The sequence below is a fragment of the Aquabacterium sp. genome, from assembly GCF_029946005.1.
Lineage (GTDB): Bacteria > Pseudomonadota > Gammaproteobacteria > Burkholderiales > Burkholderiaceae_C > Aquabacterium.
Genome location: NZ_JAQSDR010000020.1, coordinates 14,949 through 33,079, shown reverse-complemented (window position 1 = coordinate 33,079; position 18,131 = coordinate 14,949). Strand labels below are relative to the sequence as shown.

The 18,131-nt window shown below is 60.2% G+C and carries 13 protein-coding genes; all 13 read right to left on the bottom strand.

Going from position 1 to position 18,131, the window contains the following annotated elements; translation table 11 throughout:
* Positions 1-81 precede the first annotated feature (81 nt).
* From PSV38_RS12925 to PSV38_RS12865, 13 genes are read right to left on the bottom strand one after another with little or no spacing between them, the layout of a single operon-like run.
* Complete coding sequence (locus PSV38_RS12925) at positions 82-480, bottom strand: hypothetical protein (RefSeq protein WP_300548029.1); 399 nt, start codon at positions 478-480, stop codon at positions 82-84.
* Positions 481-494: 14 nt separating this feature from the next.
* Complete coding sequence (locus PSV38_RS12920; protein ID WP_300548027.1) at positions 495-5,318, bottom strand: DUF2235 domain-containing protein; 4,824 nt, start codon at positions 5,316-5,318, stop codon at positions 495-497.
* 4 nt (positions 5,319-5,322) lie between these two features.
* A complete protein-coding gene (locus PSV38_RS12915; protein WP_300548026.1) occupies positions 5,323-7,026 on the bottom strand; it encodes a DUF192 domain-containing protein in 1,704 nt (567 codons plus the stop codon).
* 44 nt (positions 7,027-7,070) lie between these two features.
* Entirely contained in the window at positions 7,071-8,000 is a 930-nt protein-coding gene (locus tag PSV38_RS12910) for a type II secretion system F family protein (RefSeq protein ID WP_300548024.1), read from the bottom strand.
* Positions 8,001-8,010: 10 nt separating this feature from the next.
* Positions 8,011-8,871, bottom strand: coding sequence for a type II secretion system F family protein (locus PSV38_RS12905; protein ID WP_300548022.1), 861 nt, complete (start codon positions 8,869-8,871; stop codon positions 8,011-8,013).
* Positions 8,868-10,709, bottom strand: a complete 1,842-nt coding sequence (locus PSV38_RS12900; RefSeq protein WP_300548020.1) for an ATPase, T2SS/T4P/T4SS family — start codon at positions 10,707-10,709, stop codon at positions 8,868-8,870. Before PSV38_RS12900 ends, PSV38_RS12905 begins: the two co-directional genes overlap by 4 nt.
* Positions 10,710-10,719: 10 nt before the next feature.
* Entirely contained in the window at positions 10,720-12,975 is a 2,256-nt protein-coding gene (locus PSV38_RS12895; protein WP_300548019.1) for a pilus assembly protein N-terminal domain-containing protein, read from the bottom strand.
* A gap of 23 nt (positions 12,976-12,998) precedes the next feature.
* Positions 12,999-14,006: a Flp pilus assembly protein CpaB gene (gene cpaB, locus PSV38_RS12890; protein ID WP_300548017.1), complete on the bottom strand. Its 1,008-nt coding sequence runs from the start codon at positions 14,004-14,006 to the stop codon at positions 12,999-13,001.
* A 12-nt stretch (positions 14,007-14,018) separates the two neighbouring features.
* The gene (locus PSV38_RS12885; RefSeq protein ID WP_300548015.1) at positions 14,019-14,228 is read right to left on the bottom strand and encodes a hypothetical protein; all 210 of its coding nucleotides are present in this window, start codon (positions 14,226-14,228) and stop codon (positions 14,019-14,021) included.
* Positions 14,225-15,022 carry a hypothetical protein gene (locus PSV38_RS12880; protein WP_300548014.1) on the bottom strand — a complete coding sequence of 266 codons (798 nt, stop codon included), beginning with the start codon at positions 15,020-15,022 and terminating at the stop codon, positions 14,225-14,227. Before PSV38_RS12880 ends, PSV38_RS12885 begins: the two co-directional genes overlap by 4 nt.
* A gap of 34 nt (positions 15,023-15,056) precedes the next feature.
* Positions 15,057-15,806 (bottom strand): hypothetical protein, encoded by a 750-nt coding sequence (locus PSV38_RS12875; protein WP_300548012.1) that lies wholly within the window; start codon positions 15,804-15,806, stop codon positions 15,057-15,059.
* Positions 15,807-15,856: 50 nt separating this feature from the next.
* Complete coding sequence (locus tag PSV38_RS12870) at positions 15,857-16,678, bottom strand: hypothetical protein (protein WP_300548010.1); 822 nt, start codon at positions 16,676-16,678, stop codon at positions 15,857-15,859.
* Positions 16,679-16,725: 47 nt separating this feature from the next.
* Positions 16,726-18,111 carry a pilus assembly protein TadG-related protein gene (locus PSV38_RS12865; protein ID WP_300548008.1) on the bottom strand — a complete coding sequence of 462 codons (1,386 nt, stop codon included), beginning with the start codon at positions 18,109-18,111 and terminating at the stop codon, positions 16,726-16,728.
* Positions 18,112-18,131: the final 20 nt, after the last annotated feature.

Here is an 18,131-nt window from a genome sequence, read left to right as displayed (position 1 = left end):
TCATGCTCCTTATCGACATGCTATGCCTCACACACAAAATTTCTGACAGGCTCTTTCTTCGAGCATGATCGCACCGTCAGTTCAGCGCCACTTGTAGGCTTCAGCCTTCACTTCCAACTGATCACCTTTAAACGTCATGATCAACTTCAACTGCGTTGTCTGCGCATTAGCTCGAACACGAGCAATCAGTTCAGGAGCGATCACGCTGGAAAGGTTAATCCGCTTCTTAAATTTGTTTTCTTGAGCAGGATGAACCCACCACTCCACATCCACATACCGCGGCATCTCACCTTGGCCATCACCCGGCATGAAGGCCATTTCTGCCCCCCCCCTTGGGCCGCACCCCACTACGCCGGGGCCGCCCGCTCGCATTCCTTCGGGCTGGAACTTGTGGACAACAATCTTTGGTCCCTCACACTCATAAACCAAGGTCATCCCTACCGAAGGCTCTTCAGCCCGGCAACCGCTCAACAGGGCCATCAAAGCAATCGAAGTCACTGATATGCGATGTCTAATTGGTAATTTTCTTTGAGCCATTTGGCGTAAGCCTCCATGTCAACATCACCAGTGATCGGTGACTCTTTATCGGCATCCATCCCTGGTTTCGCCCTTAGTGCGATGAACGCCTTGGCCTGGGATGTGTCAAGCCCTCCCACGTTGGCAACGCTTTGCTTCTGGCAGTTGTCTGCCCACTTCTCGTTGTTGACCCTCAAGCAGAAATCGCGGTCTCCGCCATCGGTGTTCTTGTCATGGACCACCGGGTTTGTGACCGTTCCCCACTCCTTTCGGCCGAGGTCGCCCCAGGTGAACATTTTTACCCCAGAAAGCTTGGCTTCTTCCACGATCCAGTTCAACGCCACATCTGACAAGTCGCCGGTTCCATAACTGCCCCCGATGTCAGCATGACTGCCGATGAAGCCTCGCTGCACGCTTTGGCCAATGGATTCGCCAGGAAAGAGGTATCGGTGTTCGTTAACGGCCACCGCATGAAAGACGTTCTTGACCTCGGAGGGAATGGCCAATTGCCACGAGCCATTGTCTGATCCATTGGCGCCGAACTGGGCCACGGTGTCCCAAAGCCCCAGAAAGCGTAGCTCAACACACGCCCCAGAGGCCTTGTAAGCATCGTCTCGCAAGCGCTGCGCCACTTTGTTGGCAAAGTCCCGCGCCATGGCTGACCCTCGACTGAAGCCCACGATGTCAATGTTCACTTCCTCCCCCTTCGTGAACTTGGTGTCCTTCATGTACGCGTCGATTTGATTCAACATGTAGTCCACGCGCGCGTGTGCCGTGTTGGCATCGTACTGATCAAACCAGTTGGTTTTGATCTTGCTCTCCGCATCATCTCGGCCCACTCCGTTCATGTACCATTTTTTGCCGTCGTCATAGGCCTGATAAAACTTATAGACATTGGAGAAGTCATCAACCCCGGGCGGGGGATTAGAGTTGTTGGTGCCATCAAACGCAAACAGAATGAGCCCGCTTGGGTCAGCGTAAATCAGCGGGTTGTGGTTGGCATACGCAAAGGGCTGCGTCAGCGGTTGGGCTGTTCGCCCTTGCGTCCAAGCCACCAACGATGCCTTGATGTTGGGCAGCGGCCCCAGCGGATCGGGCTCCAGATACTGCCCGCGCTGCGGGTCATAGGTGCGCAGGCCGTTGTCGTGCCAGCCGGTCTCGGCATCGAAGTACTGCCCCGGCAAGCGCAGATTCAGTTCGAAGCCGTTGCTGCCGCTGCCGGGCCTGCTCACCGCCTTGACCAGGCCATAAGCGCTGTAGCTGGCCCGCCAGATCACCTGGCCTTGGGCGTTGGTGGCCGCAATGGGCGTGCCGATCTCGTTGGCGTGCAGGCAGGTCAGCTCAGCCGAACTGGCGGTGATGGCCCGCCAGGCGCCCTGCAGCCACTGCTTGGCCTGGTGCCAGGCCCCATCGTTTTGATCCCCCTCGGCTTGCAGACTGACTCCCTGGCGGTAGTCCAGCACCGCTACCGGCACGCCATGCGCATACACGTAGCGGCGTGCCAACGCACCGCTGGCTCCTGGCTGCGTCTCACCCACCAGTTGCTCGCCTTGCCACAGATACGCGGTGGTGCGCCCATCGCCCAGGGTCTTGCCGATGCGCTGGCCATGCGTGTTGTGGCTATAGCTGCCCAGAAGCTTGCCGCCTTCCGCGACCTCGATCAAGCGGTTGTCGGCGCTGTAGCTCAGGCTGCGGGTGCTGCCTTGTTGGCTGGCAATGCTTTGCGGCATGCCGCTGGCATTGCGTTCAGTACGGGCCTCTCGCCAGTCGGTGCTCGCGCCTTTCACCTTGCTGCCCAACATCTGGCCTTGATCGTAGGCGTAGTACTCCACCTCATCGGCGGTACCCTGGGCCACCAGCAGTTGGCCGAGCCGGTCGTAGCCGTAGCTGGTCCTGGCGCCGTCTTCCTCGCGGAGGCTCATGCGGCCTTGCGGGTCATACCCGTAGGCCAGTTCCACCAATGGCCGGTCGGCCTTCGCGTTTGCTTGGGCACTGGGTATCCATGACAGCAAGGCGTGCTGCCAGGAGCCCGCAGGCGAAGCTTGGTAGCGCATGCCCGAGAGCTGCCCGTTTTGATCGAGCTGCCAGTGCAATTCCACGCCATTGCCCCAGCGGTAGCCTTGGTCGGCTTGCCGCACGCGGGCCAGGGCCTGGGGAGCGCTTGAGGCGCTTGAGGCCTTGGCGGCGACCGCGACGCTGGCCGGTGGCGGGGCCAGCGGCTCGATGATGGTGTGCCGCCCCCACCCCAGCCATTGACTCACGCCCTGGCCCAGCACGGCGCTGATGCGGCCGTCGTCGTGCTCGATGGCCTTGAGCTGCCGTCCGGCGCCCCAGGTGTAGCGCAGTGTGCCGCCCTCGGGCAGGTACTGGGCGGTGATGCGGTCGGCCGCGTCATACTCAAATCGTTCGGTGTAGCTCAGCTTGGCCCGGATGAGCGTGCGGGCGCTCACGCGGCCCAGGCTGTCGTGCGCATAGCGCTCGGACTCGTTGGGGTGCTCGATGGCCGCCAGGCGCGTGCCGGCGTAGCTCAGTGTGGTGCGCAGGCTGGCCGCTCCAGGGCGGCTCACCTCGTGCCACACGATGCGCCCCAGCGCATCGCGCTGCCAGCGCCACAGCGTGGCATCGGCCAGGCGGCGCTCGACCAGGCGGCCTGCCAGGTCGTAGCCGCGCTTTTCCCAGCCGGTGGTGTCAGTGTGCAGGGCCACCAGCGCTCCAAAATCATCGACGACCACTTGCTGCCCGCGCCACGGCTCAGGCGGCCTTGCCTGGACCAGACGCTCGATCTCGGGGTTGGACAACATTGGTGCGGCGGGCAACGTCGGGGGCGTGATCCAGCGCGCCTGGCCGGTGTTGGTGGCCACAGCGGCCGCGCCACTGCGGCCCTCATAAGCAAAGCGGCGTACCTCGCCATCGGGCAGGTCAATGCGGCTGGGGCGCAGCAAGGCGTCATAGCCCACGCTGACTTGCGCGGGACCGCGCTGCCAGGTTGCGTCTTGCCCAGTGGGCAGGTAGGTGTGCGCGATGCTCACGCCATCGGGGGGCGTTTCCGTGGCAATGCGTCCGGCCTCGTCACGTTGGTAGCGGTGAACCAAGCCCTGCGGGTAGTTCACGCTCACCACGTGATCGGCGCGGGCATCCCAGTCATAGTGGGTGGTGTCCGCCGGGCCCGGCAGTGGGCCGTCGATGGCGGCCAGCACGCTGCGGCCGTTGATGCGGGCGTATCGGTAGGTGGTGCTGCGCTCGATGGCTTGGGCTGGGGCGTCGGCCACAGCCGGGCGCCAGCCGCGTTCGCTGATCTGCGTGACTTGCCCGGCCTCGTTGTAGCGGGTTTGCACTTCGTGCCACTGGCCGCTGACCACGCTGGGCTGGCGCACCAGGGCGATGCGGTCGCTGGGGCCGTCGTAGTGGATCTCTTTGGGAATGCGCTCGCTGGCGCTCAGGGCATGACGAATTTCGGTGTGGCGCGTAGTGCGCCCCAGGCCGTCGTACTCGTACTTGTCAGCGCGCAGTGCCTGGCCCAGTGCCGCCACTTGCCAGCCTTTGTCGGTGTGGGTGGTGCTTGGCGCTGCAAAGTACGTGACCTGGCGTGTGCGCCCACGCTCGTCGTAGTCGTAGCGCACGTTGCCGGCCGGGCAGTTCAGCGTGATGGGGCACGCCACCCCGCGTGTCTCGGTGATGCGGTAGCTGCCCGCCACTTGCGCGCTGAGCACTTCCAGCGCCTGGCCTTGCGGGTGCTGGGCATCCTTGCTGTGCACCAGCACGACCCGCCCGGGTCGGCCTCGCTCCATCAGGCTGGCACGTTCCAGCTCCAACAAGTCGACCGCCGCGCCGTGCTCGCTGCGCACCGCCCAGCCGCGTTCGTTGTAGGCATAGGTGGCGATGCGTTGTGGGCCGACGGCGATGCCGGTCAGCAGGGTGGGCCAGCGCGCATCGTCGTACAGGTACTGCCGGCTGGGCCGCGTGGCCCCCGCGCTGGCCGGCAGGCTCACTTGCGTGAGGTTGGCCGACACGTCCAGGGCCGAGGCCTTGGCGCCTTGGGGCACAGGGCTGCCGTACTGGTAGCTGTAGCGCCCCACCGGGGTGTCGATGTGCTGCACGCCAGAGAAGCGCGGTCGCGCAGGGTCGCTGGAGCGCTCCTTGGGGTCCAGGTAGCTCAGCTCCAGGGTGCGGCCCTGCGGGTCGGTGACCTTGACCAGGTGGCCCAGCCGGTCGTGCTGCAGGCTGACGAACTCGCCACTGGGCACGCGGATCTGCACCAGCTTGCCTTTGGCGTTGAAGCTCAACTGGCGTCCCGAGGGCAGGCGCCACAGGTATTCGTCGCCACGGTCCGTGCGCGCCACCGTGATGTTGCCTTGCGCGGGGTCCAGCGTCGAGCACAGGTTGCGGTTCAGCGGGCTGCGCCCGAAGATGATGCGCTCGCCATCGGCCTGGATGATCTGCACCGAGTTGCCAATCGCCTCCAGCTCGGTCTCGTAGCTGAGCTTCCAGCCCCGGCCCAGAATGCCGTTGACGTTGTTGGGGGTGCTGTAAGCGCTGTTGTAGTGGCGGATCAGCTCCAGGCCCAGCACGCCGGGCAAGGGCGCCAGGTCCACCTCGCGTTGGTACTTGTTGCCGTTGGTGATGTTGATTGGGTTGCTGGCCCCGGTGCAGGTCTTGGCCGGGTCGCCCCCAGTGGACGGGCTGCAACTGCCGCCTGTCCCGGAGCTCACCTCTGCCGCGTGCGCGTTGCTGCCCAGCAGGCTGAGCAGCAACAAGGCGCAGGCCGCCCATTTCTTTTGCTGGTTTTTTTGGTGGCGGTTCATTGGTTCACACTCCGTGCAGCAACACTTCAACGCGGCGGTTGGGTTGCAAGCAATCAATTTCTTCAGCCTTGGGCAACTTGGCGCAGGTCTCTGCGTCGACCACCGGGTCGGCGTCGGCCTTCCCCACCACAGTGATGGGAACATCAGGGAAGCCGTGCGCCTTCAAGTAGTCGCGCACGGTCTTGGCGCGGTCCTCCGACAGCTTCTGGTTGTGCGCCTGGGTGCCCAGGTGGTCTGTGTAGCCATTGATCGTGACGCTGGTCGGCTTGGTGGTTTTGGCGTACTCGATGAGCTTGTCCAGCTGGGCCGTGCCGCCCGGCAACATGTCGCTGAGCGAAGACTTGTCGAACTTGAACAGCGCATCGGCATTCAACACTTGTTTGACTGTTTTGGGGCAACTGGGGCAACTGGCCCCTTCGCAAATGCCCCCGCCGGTGCCAGTGCCACCAGGGTCGGACGGCGACGGCCCGGGATCGGCCGTGACGGGCGGATCACCCGGATCCTTGGGCGTACCGTGATTGCCTTCACCCGGGCTTGAAACTGGATTGGTGGATTCGATGGCAACACTCTGCATCTGCACCGTCACATTGCTGACAATGGGAATGCGACCTTCGGTGATCATGGCGGTGCGCACGGCGTCTTCCTTGGTGTCCATCCACTTCATGTAGTTGATCAGGAACACCTTCATGAATGGCACCTTGGGCTCGTAGGCGTGCGTGATGCGCAACTTGAGCAAGTTGGCGTCAGTCAGGCTCTGACCCGATGATTTCTTGACCAGTTCGCCATTGATGTTCTTGAAGTCCTTGTTCACACCGAGTTGCTGGGCCGTGGCTGAATCGGCCAGCTTGAATGCCAAGTTGGCGTTGGGGATGACACGCAGCTTGCCGGTCTTCAGTGCGCTTTGCAGCGCCGGGTCCGCCCAGTCGTCGAAACTTTCCTTGGTGGGGTTGAGGATTTCCACACGCAGATGGGCCGGGTTGTTCAACTCAAGGTTGGCCTCGGCCAATGCTTTGGTGCGGCTGCTCAGGTCCTTGCCCCCGCCATACATTGGCAACAAGGCTTTGATGTAGGCACCCTTGGCGGCATCCACCTTGGCGTTTGAGAAACTCCCAGCCCTCGCCGCCATGAACGAGGCATGGTTGATCATGTTCTTGGCGTTGAAAAACATGCCGTACTGAACCGCACTCAGGCCAAGCAGGGTGATGATCGGTCCGACCACCACGAATTCGACCATCGCCGCACCACGCTGGCGGGGCACGGGGGCGGCTCGCGCTTCATCGCTCGGCTTGCTGTCCGGCCGCGACTTGAGCTTCGGTGTGGCGGTCAATGAGGCATGGTCGACCTGGTCACCCACTTGCAGCCGCAGGCGATCGATGCTGCCGGCCGACAATTCCAGCGTGTGCACGCCGCCGACACGCCGAGCCGCGAGCGGGCCAAGACCGCTGCTGCTGACTCGCCATGGCTTGAGTTGGGGCACGCACTTGAGTACACGCCCCTGGCCATCCAGGTACAGCACGTCAATGGCATAGCGCATGAAGGCCGTGTGCACACTGGGGCAACGCTTGAGCAGCAAGGCGTGGCCAGCAGGCAGGCTCTTGCTGAACATCAGGCCGCAAAAGCGTTCGAAGAAAGAGTCAGCCACCTTGATGGTCACCGGATGGCGACCGGTGGCTGCACTGCACAAGGCAGGCGGGCCGATGGATTTCATAGATGCTCACCTGAATATTTTTTGTAGAACTGCGCTAATTCCGGTCAAAGGCCGGAATGCATGAACTTGATGACGATCGGGAAAAACAGCACGATGAACGTGCATGGAAAGATGAAGGCAATCAGCGGGAAAAGCATCTTGACCGGTGCTTCCATGGCCATTTTTTCAGCGCGCAGGAAACGCTCTGAACGTCGCTGATCCGCTTGCGCACGGAGGACCGGACCCAGGCTCATGCCCATCATCTCTGCCTGGATGACCGCAATCGTGAAGGCTGTGACTGCGGGCTCCTTGAGTCGATCGGCCATGGCTCGCATGGCATCCGCGCGCTGTTTGCCAGCCCGCACGTCGCGCAAGACTCGCTGGAATTCGCTGCGCAAGACGCCTTTCGGACCCTTGGCAACCGCTTGGCTCATGGCCCCTTGGATGTTCAAACCGGCCTCAACGCAAAGGGTCACGATGTCAAGGAAAAACGGCAGCGCTTTGAGAAGCTCCTTCCGACGCAGGGCCATGCGGTCCCGCATCCAGATTGCTGGATAAGCCCACCCGAACAACGCACCGAAAGCGCAGACCTGCAGATAAAGATGGTCGGAAAATCTGCCGCCCGACGGGTCTTTGTCAAAGCTGCCCAGCACCAGATACGACATACCCGCGAGCACCAATGCGCCCACCCCACGGCCGGCGATGTACTGCGTTGGGCGAACACTGAACTCAAGCCCACCTTGCCGCAGGGTGACGGCTAACTTGTCCTTTTTTTTATCGCTGATATACGGGTCGAGATAATGACTGCTCCACTGGATCGGCCACCACAGCAATCGAAAGCCCAAGGGCGGCGGGTCTTTGAATTCACGGTCCTCAACGGGCACGGCGACGAGTGCGTCGCTGACCAGCCAAGTGATCAACGCGACGCTGACACCAACACCCAGGCCGACCAGCACAAACACCACGGTCGCATTGGAAAGAAGTTCATTGATCATGGCAGCCTCATCAAACGTCGATGGTGACGATCTTGCGCACGACGTAGATGCCCATGACTTCAAGGAATGCGATCACGGCCAAAACACCCCACCCCAAAGGCGTGTGCCACAACTCGCTCATGGCCTCGGGCTCCATCTTGTTCAGCACGAACATCAGAAACAATGGCAACGCCCCCACAACCCACGCCTGCATCTTGCCTTGCGAGGTGAGCGCTCGAATCTTGCCTTCCATCTGCAAGCGGGTTCGAATCATGTTGGCCGTCCGCTCCAGTGTTTCGGCCAGCCCCCCACCGGTCTCAACCGCGATCCGCATGGCGGACACCACCAGCACGGTGGTCTGGGTAGGCACGCGGCGTGACAGGTTGTTCAGGCTTTGCTCCAGCGTCACTCCCAATCGCTGCTCGCGCAACATCAACGAGAATTCCTGTGCCAATGGGTTCTGCGATTCGGCCACGAGTTGCGCCATGGCCGCGCTCAGTCCGATGCCGGCGCGCATGCCGCCGGACAGGGTCATCAACGCGTCGGGCAATTGCTCTTCGAATGTCAGCAGTCGCTTGTTGCGCATCCATGCGTACAGCAGGCGCGGCGCGAAAACCAGGAAACCAATGATGGGTATCACCAGCACGAGGCTGCCCGTGAGGGCATAAACGACCATGCCACTCAACGCCATGATGGCCAGATTGGCTGCGAAAAGCTGCCGAGGATCGATGAACAGGAAGAATTCTCTGGCTTGGAACCCGACCTTCGAGGTGAAATGTGCCCGGTATCGCGCCAGCCCAGCAGTGCCGACGTCCATGACGAACCAGACCAGCAGTCCTGCGGACAGCGCGATGACCACGGAGGTTGTGATGATGAAGGCAGACGAATTCACAGCAATTCCTCGTCCATTTCATCGTGCGTTGAAGCACGAAAGCCCGCGTTGGGCACTGTGGGCTTGAAGATGTTCAGGTCCAGTGACTGCCCCGATGCCAGCAGTTCTTCATAGAAGCAAGGCGCCATGTCACAGCCGGTGAAGTAGCCGCGAACTTTTCCGGTGTTCGGGTCGTAGCCTCGGTTGACAAACTTGAACAAGTCCTGAATCTGGATCGTGCCACTCTCCATGCCCGTGATTTCAGCAATGTGCGTGACCATGCGCGTGCCACACGAAAACCGAGTTTGCTGAACGATGATGTCGACCGCAGAGGAAATCTGCTCACGGATGGCCACCAAGGGCAGTTCCATGCCAGCCATCAAAACCATCGTCTCTAGCCGAGCCAAACCGTCACGGGGCGTGTTGGCATGAAGGGTGGTGAGTGATCCTTCATGGCCGGTGTTCATGGCCTGCAGCATGTCAAGCGCTTCGGCGCCCCGGCATTCCCCCACCACGATGCGGTCAGGCCGCATGCGCAGTGTGTTCTTGACCAGATCGCGAATGGGCACACCGCCCTTGCCTTCGACGTTCGGTGGGCGAGATTCAAGGCTGATCAGATGTTCGTGGTTGAGTTGCAACTCTGCGGCATCTTCGACCGTGATCACGCGCTCACCAGAGGGGATGAAGTTCGACAAGATGTTGAGTAGGGTGGTTTTCCCGGAGCCCGTGCCGCCCGAGACGACCATGTTCTTTCGGCCCTCGACGCAGATCTGCAGAAACTTGGCCATGTCCGGGCTGATAGACCCATAGGACACCAAGTCACTAACGGCCAGCTTTCGCTTCGAAAATTTCCGGATGGTCAGCGTTGGGCCCTTGAGTGCCAACGGCGGGATGATGGCGTTGACGCGTGAGCCATCCTTCAGCCGAGCATCGACCATCGGCGAGGACTCGTCGATGCGCCGCCCCAGCGGCGCCACGATGCGTTCGATCACGCCCATCACTGCGCGATCGCCCGTGAACGTGAGCGGATGGCGCTGCAGTTTTCCAGCGCGCTCAACGAAAATTTCGTTGTAACGGTTAACCATGATTTCAGTCACCTGGTCATCGGCCAAGAGTTCTTCAAGCGGCCCAAGCCCGACAGCTTCATTGAGCACTTGACGGCAAAGCAATTGACGGTCAATCCCCGCCGGGATCTCGCGATCACAATCCTTGAGCAGCGTTCGAATGAGGCTTTCGGTTTCCTGGCGCAGTCGCTCGTCGGTCATGCGAGAAACATCCTGGCGACGCAGGTCCATGGTTTCAAGCAACAAACCATGGATTCGCTTGCGCCATTCGAACTCCGCCTCGCGCTGCACTTGGTCGGGGACGAGTGCCAACTCCATGCGCACTGGCGAAGGAGCAATAAGAGCCACGGGACGGCCTTCGGCCTCCCGCGTGCGAAGAATCTCACTTTGAACGCGTCGCGCGTGGTCGTGTGAAGCCTGCAGGATTTCAGCGGCCTGGGCGTGGCGCCGCACTTGCGCCGTAGTGTCGGGTTGAGCTTCAGGGCGCGTTGGCTTGGCCCCTTCACTCTCCCCCTTGACGCGAAGCTTGTAGGGCCCTACGCCAATCACATCGCTGGCTTTGAGCGGGCCATGCTGAATGTCGATTCGTTCGCCGTTGACCGTCACGCCGCCGAAGGCGCCCATGTCTTCCACGAGCACGCCTGACGGGGTCCTGAATAGGCGAGCATGATCTTTCGCGACACGCCAGCCGGACAGCTGGATCTCGTTTTTCGCATCTTTGCCGACCACGCAGTCGTCCCCGACCTGAATCTCGCGCACGGTGCCATCAGGCTCATTGATCAGTACATGCATCATGATGGGCGCCTCAGGGTTGAGCCTCAAGCCACTGGGCCGCCACCCAGCCATGTTTATCGCCGACCGCGATGGGCAACCAGCCTCCACGAGCATTCACTTCCTGAGTTTCGACCAGCGTTCCTTCGGGAATCTGTTGGACGATGGCCGCGTTCACATCAGGCGCAACTCGCATGGCCAACTTGGGCAGCACAACGCGATATTGCCGAGTCACTTTGTCCATCTTGTCGAGCGCAGGGGCGGTCAAAGGCGCGGAATGGGCGGTGGGAATTGTCGCCCCCAGCTTTTGACCAACTTGCGCTTCGCGGGCTGCGGAGCTGGTGACCATATTGGTCGGCAAAGCGCGACTTGTGGGCTCAACCCATTTTGCGGCCACCCAGCCGTTCACCGCACCCACGGACACATTTCGCCATAGATCGCGCAATTCCGCTGGCGCCTCCTGATGCGCAAGTTGAACTACCGCCCCATTGCCCAAGCGCATGAGGATGGGACTGCGGATGTCGGGAGATGCTCGAAGAACAAGCCCTTCAAGCTTGACTCGAAGATTAGATCCCCCTACAGGCTGGGCTGGGCTCGTCAAGGGGTTTTGTTCGGCGGGCACCAGCGCAGCACCATTCAGCGGTATGCGGGGTGTGGGCTGGTCGATGGGTCGATGGGGAGCCGGTGTCGGCAATGGACGCTTGGCGCTCTCGGCCTGAGCCTGTTCAGGCAGTGCAGATGCCGAGGTCAGGAGATCGGCATCCCGACCTGGTTGCAGTGGATCGCTCAGGTAAGGCACAGCGCCAAATTGCTCATTGAGGCGAGCCTTGGTCTTTTCAACACGATCGACCAAACCGGGCGTGTGTGAATCAATGACCATCGGCGTCACGAAGATGACTAACTCGGTTTCGCTGTTCTGGAAACGCTTCGAACGAAACAGCGCGCCAAGGATTGGAATGTCGCCCAGGAAAGGAACTTTGTCGATGTTGTTACTGCTGTCGCGTGTCAGCATGCCGCTGAGCACAATGGTCTCGCCGGCCTTGACGTTAAATTCTGTTTTGGTCGAACGCTTCTTGAGCGCCGGACCTTGGGGTGTCGAGACTGACGAGTCGATCGAGCTGACTTCGGTGTCGATCGTTGCGCGCACGTAACCGTCCCGATCGACGGTGGGCTTGATGGTCAGCTGGATGCCATACGGCTTGAAATACACGGTTGTGCCAGCGATACTCGACACCGCATAGGGATATTCTCCGCCAGCCACAAAGTTGGCTTCAGACCCGCTTCGAGCGGACAGCTGCGGCTCAGCCAGCACCGCGGCCTTGCCGTCCTGGGCCAAAGCCAGCAGTTGGGCATTAAGCCCAATGTTGAACCCGCCGATCACATTCAACGCGGAGTGCAGGGTCGCGGTTTCTTTGTCCGGATCCGTGAGGGGCAACCCTTCGGCGCTTGTCGGAATTTTGATTTGGTAAGGCCCGTTTTTGCCATGCCTGATTGGCGCCCAGACAGCACCAATCGTGCCGCCTCCAGTGGGGCCCCATCTGAGCCCGAGTTCCTGCATTTCCGAGCGCGGAAATTCGACCACTTTCACATCCATCATCACCATTTTTTCCCAGCCTTGAGCACTGGTGAAATTGACGATTTGCGGATAGGTATTTTCGAGTTTTTTGAGCTTGCCCAAGTCAGCATCGGAAAGACGATCTCCCTCGACGATGACCTTGTCGCCGACGATCGAGGCGCGGGCACCCGGGATACTGGCCAAGAAAGCGGCGATTTCACGACCAATGCGCGAGGTGTCGCCAGGCACAATGTTGATCTTGAGCCGTTGATAACGACCGTCTTCGTTCCAGATGAACAGCGACGAAGTGCCAGGTTGGTTGGCGAACAGCAGGATCTCCCGCTTGTCCAGCGCAGCCGCCGTGAGAATTTGCCCGTTGCCGACAGCAATCCGTCCAACGCCGGGGGCTGGCAATACACGTGATTCGCCGGCGAACATTTCGATCTCGGGCGTCTGCCCTTGATCATCCAGCAGTTTGACGGGCGCGTATGCGGCATCGCCTACACGGCGCTTGAGAGTGGGCCTGAGGTTGGGCGCAAAACCGCCGGCAGCCTTGCTCACAGCAGATTCAGCGGCAGCACCAGGGGCGCCATTGGGGTTCGCTTTGGCCAGATCGGCTGTCGGTGACTGCGCTCGGGACTGGTCACAGGCCAGCATGACGGCGGCCCAGACCAGCAATACCGCAATGCGCGGAACATACCCGGTGGTCGATCCGCCGGTCGTAAGAGAATTCATGGTCAGAACACTTTCAAGTACTGCTATTTCGAATTGGGACGCTGCGCGCTGACCAAGGCCTTGGCTTGCTCAATGAGCTGCTCGCTCGGCTTGCCTGCAGCGGTGGTGACGGAGGCTGGCTTGTCGATGCCATCCAATTGGGGCGCCGATTTGACTGAAGCCTGGCGAGGAGTGCCTGCGATCTTCAATTGCTCAGGCGTGAACTTGCCTCCGCCGCCGCCATACAACACCGGGACTCCCTCATCTGAGGCCGCTCCGCCCAGTGTCGTTGCCGTTGCTCCGCGAAGAGCCTTACCGCCGAGCATTGACGCGATGTCGACGGCTTGGTCACCCATCTTTTCCTTGTCTTGCGGGTTTCGCAGCAAGGCCGTGATCTTTCCGCCTTCTCGCGCCATGATCACGTGTTGAGCTTGCTCTGGCGTTGTGTCTAAAGTGACCGTCGAGAACTCGCGACGTTCACCGCTTTTGGGATCGTCAATAGAACGTTGTCCAGTGGCCAGGACCGACACGCTTTGCAGCAGAGGAAACGTCGTCTTCTTGCCTTCGCTGTCCACCGTTACGATCAGGTCGATGACGTCGCCTGGCTCCAGCATTCCCGAAATGGAACTGATTTCGTCGACCGGCACCGTCATAGCGCGATGTCCGACCTCGACACGAGCGGAGAACGTCGGAACCCTTTTCGTTTGAAGCAGGCCCCACATGATCATTTGGCCGGCTTTGAGCGGGTAAGCGAGCTTCTCGCCTTCAGCTCGATCGAAGTTGGCCGGTGAAATGGCTGCCTCGTGCGCGTATTCGACAGGTATCGAGCGGACGGCCACGTTCTCGTTCGTCAACTGTGCGCCTTTGTCGAGATCGATCTTGGCCACGACAAGATCGATCATCTTGCCCCGCGCCTGCGCGTCAATTTCTTCGACTCGGTTACTGAGATAAGTGCGCGCTGAGAATGCGGCAAGCAAGCCAATCACAATGGCGACTCCAAGAACAACAACCGCCTTTGAAGGCTTGAATTTTTTGGGCAACGGCAACTTCATATACGACCTGATTTACTCTGGAATGGACAGTGCCGCACTGATGTTTTGATAGGCTTCGCGAAAGCCGTTCACCATGATCTGGACTGTTGTGCGGGGTTGATCCGGACTGGATACATCCTTGATTGGATAGAACAAGGCAAACGTTATGGCCGCAACCACAACCATGTACTCGACCATGGCCTGACCGCGTGCGCGGCGAACATGAGCAGCTTGTGGCGTCATGGAGCGCGCCCCCCCGTCAGTACCACTGTGTTGATCACTACCGCGGCCTTGCCTGATTCATCGTGGAATGCCATCAAGGTGGCTTCGCGGTCGGCAGACTTGAAGAGCACGGCCCGCCCTGACACCGTGATAACGCTGCCGTTGACTGTGGCGCCTTTTTCGAGATTGACCCGGCGCTCGACTGCGAAGCCACGGCGCTCAAGCGCCCGAGTAGCACGCTCTGCGTTAAGGGAGTCGCTTTGCTGATTGCTGGCCAGCAAGTACGTGGACGACTTTCCATCGTCCTGCGACACGAGTAGATTCAAGACCTTCGTGCCCGACGGCAGGTCGCGGATCCAGGCGTCCTTGGCGTCATGTGAGCGGCTTTGCTGCGTCAACGCATACCTCATGTCACTGACTCCGATCAGGCCAAGCACTCCGGTGTCGATCGGCTCAAGTTGAATCGTGATGTAGTAGTTGCCCTCTGGGCGCCCCAAAATGGTCTTATTGCCAAGGCGGTCTTCCGTCAGGGGCGATCCCAGTCTGGCTTTGAACCACGCCACAGCGGTCGCCACATCTCCCTTGGCGGCGAAGCTACTCGTGCGCATTGGCACGCCGTTGGCCAACATGCGATCACTGATCCCGATCGATTCGGCATCAGCTGGCAATTGGACAGTGGGCCAGACCTGGGGTTGATCTGCACCGATGCTTGGGCGCACGAGTGCGACCGAGGCAAGCACTGCGATGAAGAGCACAACGGCGATCAAACGGGTCAGAGCGAACTTGCCGTTTTGAACTTTGGGGAGCATTTGCATGGGAATGGCTTGGAACAGGTTGCGACTCATACGTCTACCGAAGCCGGTCAGGCTGTACGACATCAGCCCAGAACTGCAATTTGCCGAGCTTGGGACCCCGAATGTCGCCCAGCGTGAGTAGCCTGCCATCCAGCGCCTGCACGGCCAAATCCAGCACGGGATCCATGGGGGCCAATCCAACCGCGGGGTTGATCAAAATGTTGTCCAACTTGCCTTGAACCGCACTCGGACTTCGACCGGCCCAAGGGTCAAGCAGAACCGCGGTCGTGCGCGAAACCGTCAAATTGAGCGTGTCAAACGGCTCGATGAATTTGAGCCCACTCGGTAGATTGGCCAGCGACACGGTAACGTTGGCGTTGTAGATGCCACGCGCCGGCAAATCAAAGCGACTACGACCTTGGAATGCCTGATGATCGTGGGCAGAAGTAAAACCGTTGACGTGCGCTGTGCCCTTATCAGGCCCGAATGTGACGAGCACATCGCGGTCGAATTTCTCGATCAACGGCTTTCCCGATGGCCCAACCCACAGCATGTTGCGGTCGGCGGTGAAGTCGCCCCCGGTATCGTCCGTCTTGATCGGAGTCTTGGAATCCCCAAAGAAACGTCGGCGCACTTCTTGCGCCACCTGGGCTTCGGGCTTCCAGGAATTCACGCTGTCGTTGCGCACCATGGCATCGAACGCCACATAACGACTGGCCATCAAAGTGGCATGCGAGATATCCTGGTATTTGCCAATCATCGGCAGCAGAAGAAAAAGCGGGACCAGCACCAGGGATGCGACCAAGAACTCACTTAGCGCTTGGCCTCCTTGTGAGCGCCTGCCATTAGTAACTTTCATTCTTTGGCCCCCTCGATGCGAATACCCGCTCGCTCATGAGGCGAAAAAATGCCAGCAGGGGCGGCCATGTCGAAGCTCGCTTCGTCTGCCTTGAACACAAAACCCTCTTTCGAGACCGACTCGATTACCAACGCGGTGCCGTCGTCCACCACATGCGGGCCATGACCAGGAAACATCCCTCCACGCGCATAGCAGCGAGTGCCTTGGTCGGGATCCAGCGGGTTGGATGCCACATCGCAGGTATGGCCCGCGATGGTTCGACGCTCCCCTGTGACATGTGGCGCCAAAGGAGATGGCATGGTGGAAAGCGAAGAACCGGGCCTGGGTGCCATGGCGGAAGGCATCGGACGTCGAGCAGCTTGACGGGTGTTGGCGCAGGTGCTGGTGGCAAGTTTTGCCAACAGATCTACTTTGCACACACCTTGCAATGAGCGCACTGTTGCCATCAGGCTCTCCTGTTCGACGAGGGAGCAGTTCTGCGCATCAAGCGCATATGCCACGCCATGGCTGTAAGTGGCGACACGATCGAAGGCCACGTAAACGTCAGTACGCACACTACTCACGCGAGAGGGCCACTGTTTGACTTCGACAACGGGCAAGCCGCTTTCTCGATTGCTGCGAGCACAGTCCGCCACTCCTCGGCGAAGCTGATTCAGACGTTTTTCGTTGGACGCCTGATTGCCCACTTGCTCAATGTATCGGGCCCAATGAGCCGCAACGGCAGGGCCCTCGGCGCGCAGCCCCTTGTGCGGTGAGGACTCGCTTGATATCTGGCGCTCCATTGCCGTTTCGGCGCGCGAGATCAATGGCGAGGACATTCCCACCAGAGCTAAAAAGCCGACACGCCATAGCCAAACAGCACCCTTCAAAATGCCACCCCTTGAAGCGCTCGGGCGACCGCCTTCACGCCGTTGGATGTTTCGACAAGGCGCACCTGCCAATACGGATTGAACACGTTGGCCAATTCAATTCGACCATCGGCTCGCTTGACGGGGCGTTCGAAGTACACCTCGGATGTCGCCACTGCACCGTATTGGTTTTTGGCGGCATTGCTTTTGAATTGATTGATCCCGTACATGCCGCCTCCCGGCGCGGGCTTGATGCTGGAGCGGCCCTCAGAGGTCGCTGTTTGGGCAACATCCCGAGTGAGCCGAGCCGTGAAGCGCAGGCGGGGGTCTCGTTTATTGGGGTTGCCGTTCTCAGGGGTGAAGCTCAGCGCGCGATCCGACAGGTCAAGGTATGAGGGAATCCCTTTATAGGCAGTCCAGTTGGTGCTGCTCCCCTTACCGCCCGCGCTTTGCTTACCTGAGGCCCATGTTGTGCCGGTGGACCTGCATCTTGGGCCGCGCCAACTCCATCTCGTGTAGTAGTGGGTATAGCGAACATTGTCTGCGGCGCGCCACTCATTTAGGCCAACCAGGGACGTCCCGCCAGTCCGATCAATTTGGTCTTTCTTCAAGCTAAACGCACACGGGTGCGGAATATCTTGCTCATCCGTCCAATTTCGGCCGGGCACGAACGGGTCACTGTTGGCGGCAGCCACTGCGGCGCTGGCGAGGCGATTTCGAGCAGCGCCCGTTCGCCACGTCAAAAAAGGCCCACTGCCATCGAACAACAGGAAATCATCTTCAAGGGGCAATTCAACACGGATGCTCCCATTGTTGCGGTAATTGGCATCAGCCACTTCTTGCATGACCACAGGGCGCTGCGCAATCAAAACGCCCACCATGATGGCTTGGGTCCCTTGCAAGATCGTCTTCACACCCTCGATCGCCGTCACCATGACCGGCGCTGCGTTGTCCAGAAACTGAGAGATGCTGGCGGTGTAGGCCGCTGAATAGAAGAGCCCCATGCACAAGGTGCCATACCGAGCAAAAGTGGCGCCGTACGGAAAATTCCAAATGGTTTCGCAGCCCAGGGTTGCTGCGGTTTGCCCCTCACTTTCGATCAAGTGCGTCCAGGACGCCAGGCTCACCATTTGCGCAACCGCCACTTCATTGGCCACCAACGCACGGTTGGTATAAGCCGTGAAATTAAGCGCGCGGGCATTCATGACACCGGCGCTGTAGGCGACTGCATCGGCTGTGGTGGTCAGTTTGTCTCGCTCAAGCGTGAGTTGACCGACGTTGAACAGGAAGAATAAAGCCGTCAAGCCTCCGGCCAGAACAAATAGTCCATAGACTAATGCTTGACCACGCTGACGCGCCGCTCCCTGACTTATCGGCCAACCCCCCAAGGGGTTGGCTGTCATGTTTCTTTAACTCGTGCGGA